This is a genomic window from Asticcacaulis sp. DW145 (assembly GCF_037101385.1).
Taxonomy (GTDB): domain Bacteria; phylum Pseudomonadota; class Alphaproteobacteria; order Caulobacterales; family Caulobacteraceae; genus Asticcacaulis; species Asticcacaulis currens.
Map to the genome: position 1 here is coordinate 112727 of NZ_AP029026.1, position 12776 is coordinate 125502.

The 12776-nt window shown below is 60.9% G+C and carries 8 protein-coding genes; 4 read left to right on the forward strand and 4 right to left on the reverse strand.

Features of this window, described 5'->3' with window-relative positions; genetic code table 11:
- Positions 1-21: 21 nt before the first annotated feature.
- Positions 22-2943 carry a TonB-dependent receptor gene (locus AACH73_RS17615; RefSeq protein WP_338736543.1) on the reverse strand — a complete coding sequence of 974 codons (2922 nt, stop codon included), beginning with the start codon at positions 2941-2943 and terminating at the stop codon, positions 22-24.
- A 546-nt stretch (positions 2944-3489) separates the two neighbouring features.
- On the opposite strand from AACH73_RS17615, the gene AACH73_RS17620 reads away from it, so the two are divergent.
- Positions 3490-4506: a LacI family DNA-binding transcriptional regulator gene (locus AACH73_RS17620; RefSeq protein ID WP_338736544.1), complete on the forward strand. Its 1017-nt coding sequence runs from the start codon at positions 3490-3492 to the stop codon at positions 4504-4506.
- 4 nt (positions 4507-4510) lie between these two features.
- On the opposite strand, the gene AACH73_RS17625 is transcribed toward AACH73_RS17620, so the two are convergent.
- The 3 genes from AACH73_RS17625 to AACH73_RS17635 all read right to left on the reverse strand — a co-directional run bounded on the left by AACH73_RS17625 (position 4511) and on the right by AACH73_RS17635 (position 7585).
- Positions 4511-5683, reverse strand: a complete 1173-nt coding sequence (locus AACH73_RS17625; protein WP_338736545.1) for a benzoate/H(+) symporter BenE family transporter — start codon at positions 5681-5683, stop codon at positions 4511-4513.
- Between the two features lie 37 nt (positions 5684-5720).
- Positions 5721-6443: a hypothetical protein gene (locus AACH73_RS17630; RefSeq protein ID WP_338736546.1), complete on the reverse strand. Its 723-nt coding sequence runs from the start codon at positions 6441-6443 to the stop codon at positions 5721-5723.
- Between the two features lie 353 nt (positions 6444-6796).
- The gene (locus AACH73_RS17635; RefSeq protein ID WP_338736547.1) at positions 6797-7585 is read right to left on the reverse strand and encodes an alpha/beta hydrolase; all 789 of its coding nucleotides are present in this window, start codon (positions 7583-7585) and stop codon (positions 6797-6799) included.
- Positions 7586-7721: 136 nt separating this feature from the next.
- Here AACH73_RS17635 and AACH73_RS17640 point away from each other — a divergent pair, with 136 nt between their 5' ends.
- The 3 genes from AACH73_RS17640 to AACH73_RS17650 all read left to right on the forward strand — a co-directional run bounded on the left by AACH73_RS17640 (position 7722) and on the right by AACH73_RS17650 (position 12756).
- Entirely contained in the window at positions 7722-8192 is a 471-nt protein-coding gene (locus AACH73_RS17640) for a MarR family transcriptional regulator (protein ID WP_338736548.1), read from the forward strand.
- An 87-nt stretch (positions 8193-8279) separates the two neighbouring features.
- A complete protein-coding gene (locus AACH73_RS17645) occupies positions 8280-10541 on the forward strand; it encodes a prolyl oligopeptidase family serine peptidase (RefSeq protein ID WP_338736549.1) in 2262 nt (753 codons plus the stop codon).
- Positions 10542-10674: 133 nt separating this feature from the next.
- The gene (locus AACH73_RS17650) at positions 10675-12756 is read left to right on the forward strand and encodes a methyl-accepting chemotaxis protein (protein WP_338736550.1); all 2082 of its coding nucleotides are present in this window, start codon (positions 10675-10677) and stop codon (positions 12754-12756) included.
- Positions 12757-12776 lie beyond the last annotated feature (20 nt).

A 12776-nucleotide genomic window follows, 5' to 3' on the forward strand; every position in this document is an offset into this window, starting at 1 on the left:
GGTGCCCCTCGGTATCGTCGGTTAGAAGTTGAGGCGCAGACCGATGCGGTAGAAGCGGCCCAGCGTATCATAGAGGGCCGGGTTTACATCGAGACCGGTATTGGTCTGCGGTGACGGCTCCGGATCGACATTGAACAGGTTATCGACCTTGAAGTAGGCCGCGACACCCTTGCGGATATTGTAGGTGCCGCCAAGGTCAATATAGGTCGCGCCCTTCATCGTATTGTTGTCGAGCGTCGGATTGTTCGAGGTCGAAACCGGGCAACCGCTGCGGCAGACCACATACTGATTACCGATCACACCATCGCTGAACCAGCGCTCTTGCAGGGTGAGGGTGTATTTCTCTGTCGTGTAGGTCTGGATGAACTGACCTTTCCAGTCCGGAGTCGCGCCGGAGTTCTGGCCGGCGGTCTGAGACGGGATGGTGCCCGGCAGGCCCGGAATGGTCGTGAAGTCACGCACATTCGTGGCCAGCGCTCTCAGGATCAGTTCGCCGGGCAGGCCCAAGGGGCGTGCATAGCGGTAGCTGAACTCGTAATCGACGCCGCTGGTCTTGATCGAGGCCGCATTGATGCTGCCGACATTAACGTAGGGGTTGGCGCCGGTCAGGTTGAAGGTGCTGCACGCCGAAGGCACGGATCCGTCGAAGCAGTATTGCACCAGCTGGGTCGCGTTCGGTCCGCCCGAAATCGCGTCGGTCAGTTCGATCTTGTAATAGTCGATCGAGGCGTTGAAGCCCGGCAGCCACTTCGGATTGGCCAGAACCACGCCGAACGACAGGTTCTTGGCGATTTCCGGCTTCAGATTGGGGTTCGAGCCCTGATTTTGCGACACGGTCAGGGTCGAGTTGGTGAAGGGGTTGGTGAAGTTCGGCAGGTTGGTCGAAACAATCGGCCCGAACAGGTCGTTCAGGTTCGGTGCCCGCACGTCCTGCGACTGCACGGTACGCACGCGGATACCGTCGAACGGGGTATCCCACGTCAGGCCGACCTTCCAGGCGTTGACGCGTCCGGAGGTGCTGTAATCGGTGGCGCGCCCGGCGGTGTTCAGATTGACCACCCCGGCGGCTTCCGAGTTGATCAGCGGAATGTTGAATTCGAGGAAGGCTTCCTTGACGTTATAGCTGCCGCGACCGTTGCGATAATTGCCGGCGTAGAAGTTGCCCCCGCCGGTGCTGAGCAGCGGATCGGCCGGATATTCCGCCGTATAGGGGCTCGATGATCCGTTGCCATAAGGATCGGCGACGGCCTTATAGGCTTCGCGACGATATTCGGCGCCGAAGGCCACCGAAACCGGCCCGGCCCACAACGAGAAGGGTTCGCCCGAGACGTTGAAGCTCGCCACATCCTGCGTCTGGATGGTGTGCTGGAAGGCGCCCACAGCCGGTTGCAGATAGGCGAGGGCCGAGGCGCTGGGCTTCTGGTTGCCGATGACATTGATCGGCTGACAGCCATTGGCGCGGGCGACCGGATCGGCGCAGACAATAGCTCCGTTGAGCAGGACGGCGTTGATGGCGGCGGTGAAGCGCGCCTTCAGGAGCAGATTGCGGACCTTGATGTCCGAGGTTTCCTTACCGTGCTGGTAGTAGGTGTTGTACGACCAGTCGGTGTTGAACAGGTTGAACTTACCGTTTGCGCCCACGACGAAGCGCTCCTGTGTGCGCTCGGTATTGACGCGGATATTGGGCAGGAAGGGCGTCACCGTCCCCAGCTTGAAGCTGGTGATGTTGTTCGTAGCGCAGGCCTGCGAAATGATCTGCGGCACATAGGGGTTGGCGCACTGGATCGTCAGACCGGCCTGGGTCGTGCCGGGGTTTGGCTGATTGTGCGTGCCGACCTTGGCCAGATTGATGGTGAAATAGATCTCGTTATTGTCGTCGAGATCATAGGAGGTGCGGTTGTAGAAGTTCTGGCGGTTGATGCCCGACTGAAGCGTCGCGCCGATCCCCACATTCGCCGAGGTGTCCCCGCCGACGCAGAAGCCGATATAGCAGCCCGCTACCGTGCCCGCCGCGTCCTTTTGCGGCACGCCGCTCGACCCATAGACGAAGTTAGTGGGGTTGCCGTTCTGGTCGAAGGCAATGCCCTGAAGCGGGCCGGCGGTGATCAGGCCATATTTGGAGTAGGTATAGGACTGGGCGTGATCGACATTCCGGAATTGCGGCAGGCCATTATTGGTAATGCCCGTATTGACCAGGGTCGATGAGCGGTACCAGGTGCGTCCATTGGCGGCGTTCTCACCGAAATCACCGGCTTCGATACCCTGTTCGCGGTGATATTCCAGCGCGGTCGCCGTATGCAAGCGGTCATTGAGGAAGGACTTGCCGAAGGCAACCTGAATAACGCCCTGCTTGTCGTCGCCATAGGTGGTCTGACCCAGAGCGATATTGGCCTTGAAGCCTTCGAAGCGGGTATCGGTGACAAAGTTGACGACGCCGCCGACGGCATCTGAACCCCATGAGGCCGAGGCCCCGCCATTGACGACATCCACTCGCTTGATCAGCAGTTGCGGCAGCAGGCTGACGTCCACCGCGCCGGTACCGATATTGGCCGGAACCACGCGCTGACCATCGAGAAGCGTCAGGGTGCGGCTGACACCCAGACCGCGTAGCGCGAACGAGCTCAGACCCTGCTGACCGCTGGAGGTGCTGAAGGTGTTGGTGGCGACGCCGCTTGACCCCTGAAGCGAGGGCAGTTGCGCGATGGTCGTGAAGACGTTGGGCTGCGCATTCTGGGCGATTTCCAGCGCGCCTATGGTGCTGGTGGGGGTAGGCGCCTTAAAGCCGCGCGAAGCAATGCGCGAGGCCGTAACGACGATGGTGCTGTCGTCGGAGGGTTCGGCATCTTTCGCCGGTGCGGCTTCCTGTGCAAACGCACCGGCGGCCAGGGTCGCGAGAACCATAGCCGAAACCGAGCTGATGATATGGCGCTTGAAAAGAGGCATGTGTGTCTTTCCCTTCACATGAGGCGTCAATGTCAGCGCTATCATTGCAAATTGCATACGTTTGCACGTGGTTTTGTGCAAAATCGACCGCCTTTGGGCGCTCTTCGAGCACATTGAGGCGGCTGATAGCGGTATCATTGAAGCGGATAGATAAACGACCCGTGTCCAATGCGGTTCGTTCGGCGTTGTTTCCCAGTCAGATTTTTATTGCCAATGACAGCGCTAACATTTCATAACGCAGCTATCGGTCGGACAATTGGTAAATCGGATATGGACCACATGTCAAGCGCCCGACCAAATAGTCTGACTTCAATCGATGGCATGTGATAAAAAAGTCAGTAATAACAAAATCAATTTTATTTTATCACCTTGCGGACGATGGAAAGTGGCAGCCGGGCGATGGGCATTTTTATGAGCGACGTGCTCGTCCCCCATTGGATTGAAAAATAAAAAATGATAGCGCTGTCATTGCCATTTTGCGCGATTCGGTGATATGGCTGAGACTGTGGCCGCCTGGAGCTGGCAAAACGAAACAGGGTGATAATATTGGCCTCACGCGCCTCCAGTACGGGTCGGGCGACCCTTGACGATGTCGCCCGAATGACGGGTGTCTCGACGATTACGGTGTCGCGCGCCTTTCGCCATCCGGAAAAAGTCTCGGAAGATCTGCGTCGCCGCATCCAGCAGGCGGCCGACGATATCGGCTATGTGCGCAATCGCGCCGCAAGTGCGCTGGCCTCGAACCGCTCGATGAATATTGCCGTTCTGGTCCCATCACTCAGCAATTCTGTGTTTGTCGAAACCGTCACCGGCATCGAAAAGGTCTTCCGCGAGCACGGCTATCAGATGCTGATGGGGGTCAACCACTATTCGGCCGAAGAGGAGGAAGCGCTGGTGCGCGCCTATCTGGCCTTTGCGCCTGACGGTATGTTGCTGACCGGTTTTAATCACCGTGATTCCACGCGCAGGCTCCTGGAACAGGCCGGGATTCCTATCGTCCATATGATGGAGCTGTCCGATCGCGAAGGGGCCTACAGCGTCGGTTTTTCGCAGGAAGCGGCGGCTCAGGCCATGACCGAGCATCTTCTGTCGCGGGGGCGTCAGCGCATCGCCTTTGTCGCCTCGCAACTCGATCCGCGGACTTTGGCGCGTAATCGGGGGTATCGCGACGCGATTATCCGGGCCGGGCTCTATGAGTCTCACCGCGAACTGCTGGTGCCGGATCAGTCGTCGGTGGCCTTAGGGGCGGTCCTCCTCAAACGCCTGCTGGAACAGGCCCCTGACACGGACGCCATCTTCTTCTGTAACGACGACCTGGCGCAGGGGGCCCTGTTCGAATGTCTGCGGCAGGGCATCGCGGTCCCCAACCGGCTGGCCGTTGCCGGGTTCAACGATCTGGCGATTTCCGAATGTACCGTGCCGTCTTTGACGACCATCAAGACGCCGCGCTATGAGGTCGGGGTCGAAGCGGCGCGAATGCTGCTGGCTCTGATCGAAGGCGAACCTGTTCCGCGCAAGGTGATAGATCTGGGGTTTCAGTTGCGCGCCAGAGAGAGCACCTGAGCGTTTAGGATGCAGGCCTCGGCAAGAGCCGCTTCATCGTCAGGGCGACACCTCCGGCTACCAATCCCCAGAAAGCACTGCCAAGGCCCAGAAAGACGACGCCTGAGCCTGTGGCAAGAAAGGTGACGATAGCGGCGTCACGTTCATCCGGTGTGCTCAGGCTGGTTTCAAGCGCGCTGATGAGCGGCGCAATCAGGGCCAGCCCCGTAACGGCGGCTATGACGGCAGGCGGCAGCGAAACGAACATGCGCACCAGCGCGGGCGCGAACAGAGCGAGAGTCAGATAGAGGCCTGCGTAGATGACGGCGACGAGCCATCGGCGACCGGCATCTGGATGAGCGTCCTGACTGGTGCAGAGGCTGGCCGTAATGGCCGCGAGGTTGACGCCGTGCGCACCGAACGGCGCGGCCAGCAGCGTTGCGAGGCCCGTGGCGGCAATCAGTGGCCCTGCAGGGGGTTCATAGCCGGCTGAGCGCAGGACGACCAGACCAGGCAGGTTTTGCGACACGAGCGTTACAAGGAACAGAGGCAGACTTAAGCTGATCAGGGTTGAGATGTCGGCTCGGGGCATTTCAGGCAAAAGCGTGCCGAAGATCGCACCGGGTGGCGGCGCGTGAAGTTCGCCGCGCAGGCCGGTCCAGGCGATGGCGGTGCCCAGGACCAGAATAAGCGAGTAGAGCGGGACCTTTCGGCGGGCTGCCAGAAAGACGACGAGTAAACCGCCAATCAGCACGGGATGGGTCGCACTCAAACGGAACAGGTTCAGGCAAAACGGTAGCAGAACTCCGGCCAGCATGGCCGAGGCCACCGCGGCAGGCAGGCGCGCGATCAGTCGACCGAATAAGGGCGTTACACCGACGACTATCATCATGATGCCGGCAGCGGCGAAGACGGCTGTCGCCGCCGCCCACGAGAGATGCGTTGTGCTGGCGGCTAACAGCGCGGCTCCTGGCGTAGACCAGGCCAGAACAACAGGTATGCGATAGCGAAACGAAAGAGCCGCTCCCGCAAGCGCAATGCCCAGACACAGGACCGTGACGCCAGAGCCAGCTTGCTCGACGGTGGCACCGACGTTCGTAAGAGCCTGTATGACCAGTGGGATCGTTCCACCGAAGCCGACAAAAGTCGCGATGCCAGCAGCCGACCATGAGGGCAGGGGAGGAAGGCGGATCGCCATATCCGTGAACCTTTCAGAACTTCGTTGAACTGCGGCTTCAGTACCCGGCCAACTGGGCCGCAACGGCTTGAAGCCGGGCCTGTACCCCGGGCTGCTTAAGGGGCTCGACCCGCGCTATCACCTGACCGTCGCGGTCACACACCTCAAAGGCCAGAGGCGTCCTGTCTCGGCGTGACAGCGTTTCCCAGGTGACAAGCTCTGCGAAATCTTCACCCGCCGAAGCCGTGGCATAGAGGCTCACGAAAGGAGAGCGGGAGAGAGCCTGATAAAGCGCCGGGCCCTTGGCAGCAGGGAGCTGAGGGGCGCGACGATAAACCGATTGCGCCAGAAGGCTGCCGGCGTAGGGCTCTGTCAGCGTTCGATAGTCTTTCCAAATGTCGGAGATGCCATCCCCGGATTGCATCAGGCCAAGGGTCCGGTCCACCACGTGGCTGGCTTCATGAAGCAACAGGTAGGGCAGGGCCCGGGCGTCTCCGGCGCTCACCTGCACGCTCAGACCGGAGCCGTTATCGCTGAACAGCGACTGTTCCTTACGGGTCAGAAACGTTGACAGGGACTGATCGAGTACATCGGCGCGCAGGGTTATGTCGAAGCGCGGCTGGCCGTCCGGTCCATCGTACATTCGGGTAAGCGCCGTGCCCGAGCTCGACGGGGCCTCGATGAAGCTGAGGCGCGCGAGGTGGCTTTCAAGGATGCGTTGATGAAGAGGCGGCAGGCTCTGGATAGCCTGTTCGACCAGAGCCCATTCGTGTTCGGTCAACTCATGTCCCTGTGTCCGGCTAGCCCCGGCCTGCGTATAGGCAGCGATTGTGTCCGGATGCGGTGGACCCACTCGCGCTTTAAGTGGTGCGGCCAGGCCACCGGGTTGAAAGAGCTGTGCCGCGGCGGGTGCCGGAGACGCCAACGGGGCTATCAGAGACAAGCCAATCAAAAGGCCCCAAAGGGCAGGGCTGCGCAGCGTCAGTCGTTGAGGGTGCCGCATGGGTGAATCTCTTTGGTGCGAAGGGCAAGGGTGGTCGCGATTCATCCGATGCCTGCCTAGCGGCCAAAAAGCAACCGGAAGCGACAGCGCCAGAGGGGCTGCCGCTCCGGAAGCTAGACCGGGCGGGCGGGTCATTTCCCTTTGGACAGGGTTTGCGCCGCCGTGTCGATTGTGTTGGCCACGACCTGCGCCTGTGACAGGAAAAGGGCATGGCTAGCCGACACCTTGGTGATTTTGGCGTTTATGCGGTGCGCCATGTGCATCAGCATGGCCTGATCAAATGCCTTATCCTCGGTGGCAATAACAGCCCAACTCGGGCGGGTCCGCCACGCGGCGTGGGTCAGTTTGGTGCCAAAAGCCGACAGGTTGATAGGCACCTGAGAGTCAGCCATAAAGGCGGCCTCGGCGTCGTTGACATCGTGGGCGAACCCGGACTTGAATTTGTCACGCGCAACATAGGCAAAGCCATCAGTTCGTGTATCGAGGACAAACGCCGTAGCGGGTGCGAAGCCCTCATATTGCTGAGCGGTCGTTTCACCTGCGTCGGGTGCGAGGGCTGAGACGTACACCAGCCCCGCGACTTTAGGATCATCACCCGCCTCTGTGATGACCGTCCCGCCCCACGAGTGGCCGACGAGAAGGGTCGGACCGTCCTGTTGATCCAGAGCGCGTTTTGTGGCCGCCACATCATCGGCCAGAGAGGTCAGGGGGTTTTGCACGATGGTCACGCGATAGCCGCGCTGGGTCAGCCGGTCATAGACGGCGCGCCAGCCGCTGCCGTCGGCAAAGGCACCGTGCACCAGCACGACATTTCGGACGGTTTGAGTTTGCGGGATCGCATCTCTTGCCGAAGCCGGCGAAATCGTCATCAGAGCGAAGGCGGCCGCGAGGGCCACAGAGTTCATGTTTGTCATCGTCATCTCCATATGTTTTTGGAATAATTGTTATCGCGATAAGTTATGAATTAGAGGGTCGACACCTCTCCGTCAAGTGAAAAATTATCGCGATATTGTTTTTTGCGATATTTTCAGTTACAGAGAGAAAAAGGAGCCAAACATGCCAGACACCTACAACGAGGCGCCGCCGCCTCTGGAAGCGCAGCTGTGCTACGCCATCTATTCGGCGGGGATCGCCATTCAGCGCATCTATAAGCCGTTACTGGACGAGTTGGGTCTGACCTATCCACAATACCTGGTGCTCAATGTGTTGTGGCGCCAGGACGGACAAAGTGTCGGCGCGGTGGCTGAGACCCTGGCGCTGGAATCGAGCACGCTCACGCCAATGTTGAAACGTCTGGAGGCGGGGGGGCTGGTCACCCGTGCGCGCAATCCCCAAAGCGAGCGTCAGGTGCTGCTCACCTTAACGCCCGCCGGTCGCGCCATGCAGAGCCGGGCCGGGTGTCTGGCACAGGCCCTGCTGGAAGCATCCGGGCAAAGCCCTAAGGCGCTGGGCGAACTGAATGCTGACATCCGCCACCTGCGCGACAGTCTTTATACTGGGATTGAGGGTTGGCAGGCGCCAGCCTGACCGCCGCGCAGGCCTCCTTTTTGACGAGCTTGTCAATTGTCTCAACCTGTGAGAGATTAGCGACAAACTAGATAACAGGGGGATTAAATGCGCAGACGCCTTTCGGGCCTGACAATAGGCACGACCTTGAGTCTCTGTCTGGCCGCCACGCCAGTTTGGGCTCAGACCAACACGTCCGAAACCACTCAGGTGATCGTCAAGGCGGCTGCCCGGCCGCACCTGAACGAGGAGGTCGCGCCGCCGCCGATCAGCGACTTCATTGTGCCGCCGCGTGTCGAGCAGATCGCCCTGTCGCCGGACGGCAGCCGCTTTGCCTTCATTACGCGCAAGGCAGGGTTGCGGCTTCTCACGGTATATAATGTCGATGACGGCAGCAATCAGGTCATCCGCCTCAGCGAGGACCCGCTCTCGGCCCTGACCTTTCTCGATAACGATTTTATCGTGCTGTCGGACACACGGACCGCGTCGCGCAGCACCTGTCCGTCGGGGCTGGATAAGGCGTTCAAGGCGGCGCAATCGGTCGATGATTATCGCTCGGCCCTGACAGACGGCGGCTTCGGCAGCGGTGCCAAGGAAAATCCGGGGGCCAAACTGGACTGGATGATCGCCATGATGATCTCGACCGCCCTCTCGCCGCCGCCGTGCAAGAGTTACGGGGTGCGCGCTCATGAGGCGGCCGCGATTGTCGATCTGCGCACCAGGCAATCCATCAGCCTTGGCGCGCGCATGGGCGGCGACTACGACCAGATGCCGCTCGGCCTGCCCAAGCCCGTGATGATGGACGGCAAGCTCACTCTGGTGGGCCCGTTTCTCGAACTGCGAGACAAGTCGATCGCCGGGCAGGTGGCGCAGCGCGTCTATCTGTGGAAGGTCGATCCGCAGACCGGACGCGGGCGGATCATCGACGACAAGGGCGGTGATCTTGACCGGGAGGGCAGCTATGTCGATGACTGGCTGACCGATGATAAGGGGCAGCCGCAGGTGCGTGCGCAATATACCTATATCAGCGAAACTTTCGCTATTGAGACGCTCCAGGACGGTAAGTGGAAGCCGCTTCTAACGCGCAAGATCGACGCCAAGGCCCACACCTTCGCCCCCTTCCTGGTAGGCCGCGGGCGCGACGGTCAGTCCCTGCTGCTGCTGGATGCAGCGCCTGGCTCCGAAGGCAAGCGCTTCCACTATGTCGAACTGTCGCTCGACGGCAAGGTGTCGGAGCCGCTTAATGAGGACGCCACGCGCGACCGTCCGGTCTTCCATCCGCAGACGGGGGCGCTGGCGGGCTTTGCCCATGACGGCGAAGTTACCACCTACACCTTCTTCGACGCTGACCTTGCCGATTATTACAGCCATGCGGTTGATACGGCACCGGGTCAGGCCGTGCGCGTCGCGGCGATGGCCAATGACCCGGCCAAAATGATCCTGTTTGCTCAGGGGGGTGATGATCCGGGGTCGTGGGCCTATTATGACTTCATCAAAGGCAAGCGCGTTGATATCGGCTCCCACTATCCGGACGTGCCGCCGGAGTGGGTGGCGTCGCAACGCACTGTGCGTTATGCGGCTGCCGACGGCCTGACTATTTCGGCCCTTGTGACCCTGCCGCGTCAGGGCGAGGTCAAAAAGCGCGCGCTGGTCGTTCTGCCGCATGATGGGCCTCGGGCGCATGTGGGACGCGGCTATGACTGGCTCGCACAGGTTCTGGCCTCGCGCGGTTATGTCGTCTTGCAACCCAATTACCGCGGTTCGGATGGCTATGGCGCGGCCCTGCGGGAGGCCGGAAAAGGGCAGTGGGCAGGCAAGAGCCTGAGTGATCTGGCGGACGGCGTCACCTATCTGGCGGCGCAGGGCCTTATTGACCCGAAACGCGTCTGCATCGCCGGCGAAGGCTATGGCGGTTATGCGGCGCTCAAAGGCGCACAAGGGCAGACCCCTTATCGCTGTGCGGCGTCTATTAATGGCATTATCGACCCGGCGGACTACCTTAAGACCGCCCGCAGCAATGCTCCGGCCGATGCCATAGCGTCGCTGAAGGCCGATCCCGCGGCCCCGCGAGCCTTCGTCGCCGACGCCCTGTCACCGGCCCTGATCGAGACGCAGTTTGGCCAGACACCCCCTCCGGTCATTGGGGCCGCTGGCATCAGCAAACCCGTTTTGCTCATTGCCAGCCCCAATGACCCCGTGGTCCCATCAGGCCAATCGCGCGCCCTGCGCGATGCCTTGCAACGCGCCGGTAAACCGGTCGCCTTTGTCGAATTGCCCGACAATGGTCACGAATTGCAAACACAGGCGAGCCGTCTCAGTGCCGCTCAGGCCCTGATCGACTTTCTGGCGAAACACAACCCGGCGAAATAGGACGGCGCACAGACAAGGCACAGACGGCGTGTGTCCTCTCTGCGCGCAGAGGTCGCGTAACCGTGTGTTGAAATTAAGCGTTTCGAAACCATGATCGACTACGCATTTTTGAGTTGTAGATCGGGTGTTTCGTATGTTTGCAAAGTCGCTGCCTCTGAAGCTGTCCGCCTATTGCGGGCTTGCCCTGTGCCTCGCCTTCGGCGTCGGTGCGGTTGTGATCACCAGCCAGAGCGCGGACGCTCAGCACAAACAAAACGCAGAGATTCAGCTCAACCTAGCCAAAAGCCAGGGAGAGGCCGTCTCGCGTCGGCTTGATCTGGCGGCGAAAGCGGCGGCAGAGATAGGGTCTGCGGCCATCGCGCTGAAGGAAAGCGGGGCCACCTCCCGCACCACTCAGGATGCCGTTCTGAAATCGGTTCTTGAGCGCAATCCGGAGATTTTAGGCGCTTACACGGCCTATGAGCCGAACGCCCTTGATGGGCAGGACGCCAAATATGCGGGCACCGAGGGCACGGATGCCTCCGGCCGCTTCATCTCCTACTGGAACCGGGGATCGGGGACGATCATCCGGGAAGTGCTCGCCGATTATGACAAGCCGGGCGCAGGCGATTACTATCAGCGCCCCAAAAATGAAGGTCGTGCGGTCGCTATTGAGCCGTACATCTATCCTGTGGCGGGTAAACCGGTCCTGATGACCTCGTTCACGCACCCGCTGCAAGTCAACGGGCAGTTCATAGGCATTTCGGGTGTCGATATTGATCTGGGTAGCCTCAATGCGGAGATGGCAAAGGCAAAACCCTTCGGCACCGGCTTCGTTGCGCTTGTGTCTTCCACGGGTCTGGCTGTCAGCCACCCGGACGCCAAAACACTGGGCAAGCCCCTCACAGAGATTGACCCCAGCACCGCAAGTGCCGCGAAACAGGCGATTGAGAGCGGTAAGCAGGTCGCGTTTGACGGCAAGGGCATAGACGGAAAAAGCTGGCGCTATCTGGCGCTCCCCATCAAGGCCGGGGCCACGGGTGACGTATGGGCCGTTGTGGTCGAGGTTCCGGTTGCGACCCTCAATGCAGACATCAATCGCAGCTTGGGCCATATGATCCTCATCTCCCTGCTCAGCATTGTCGCGGCTCTGGGTGCGCTGTACGTGCTGATAAGCCGGATGGTCGGGGTGCCCCTGCGAAATCTGGGATCGGTCATAGATCGCATGGCGGCTGGAGATCACAATGCGCAGGTACGCGAGGCGAGTCGCTCGGATGAAGTGGGGGCCATCGGCAAGGCGGTGATGTCGTTCCGCGAAAGCCTGAGGCTTAAGGCCGAAGCCGAGGCGGCAAGGGAGCGCGATCAGCAAAGCGAACAGACGCGCCAGCGTCAGCAGTCCATGAATGAACTGGCCTCGCGGTTTGAGACCGCGGTTGGCGGGATCGTCGAGATGGTGTCGGCGGCTGCCACGGAAATGCAAGCGACGGCTCAGCAACTGACGTCAACCGCGCAGGAATCCGCCTTTAAAGCCAGATCGGTTTCTGTGGCCGCCGAGGAAGCCGGGACCAATGTGACGTCCGTGGCGGGCGCGGCCGAAGAACTGGGCGCATCCGTTTCGGAAATCAGTCGGCAGGTTGAGCACTCTCTGGCCAAGGCCCGGGAGGCGGTCTCCGAAGCCGAGACGACGCGCGCGATTGTGCACGAACTCTCCGAGGCGTCCGGGCGCATCACCGGCATCGTCGATATGATCTCGGGCATCGCTGCGCAAACCAATCTGCTCGCGCTAAACGCCACGATCGAGTCCGCGCGCGCGGGCGAGGCCGGACGCGGCTTTGCGGTCGTGGCCTCGGAAGTCAAGACACTGGCTCAGCAGACGGCCAAGGCGACCGATGAGATAAATCAGCAGATTGCGGCCATTCAGACGACAACCACTCAGGCCGTCGCCGCCATTGAAAACATCTCGGCGACCATTCAGGCCCTCAATGATTCTTCGGCGACGATCGCCAGTGCCGTCCAGCAGCAAGGCGGCGCCACCCACGAGATCGTCCATTCCGTGACGCGCGCTTCTGCCGGTGCCTCTGAGGTTTCCTCAAACATTTCCGGCGTTGCCCGCATGGCGGAGGAGACCGGGCAGGGGGCGTCTCTGGTCCTGAGTGCGTCCTCCGAACTGGCGCAACAGGCCGAACGGCTCCAGGGCCAGGTTCACGCCTTCCTGGCTCAGGTCAGGTCCGCCTGAAAGCGGCATTGAGGCCGGGC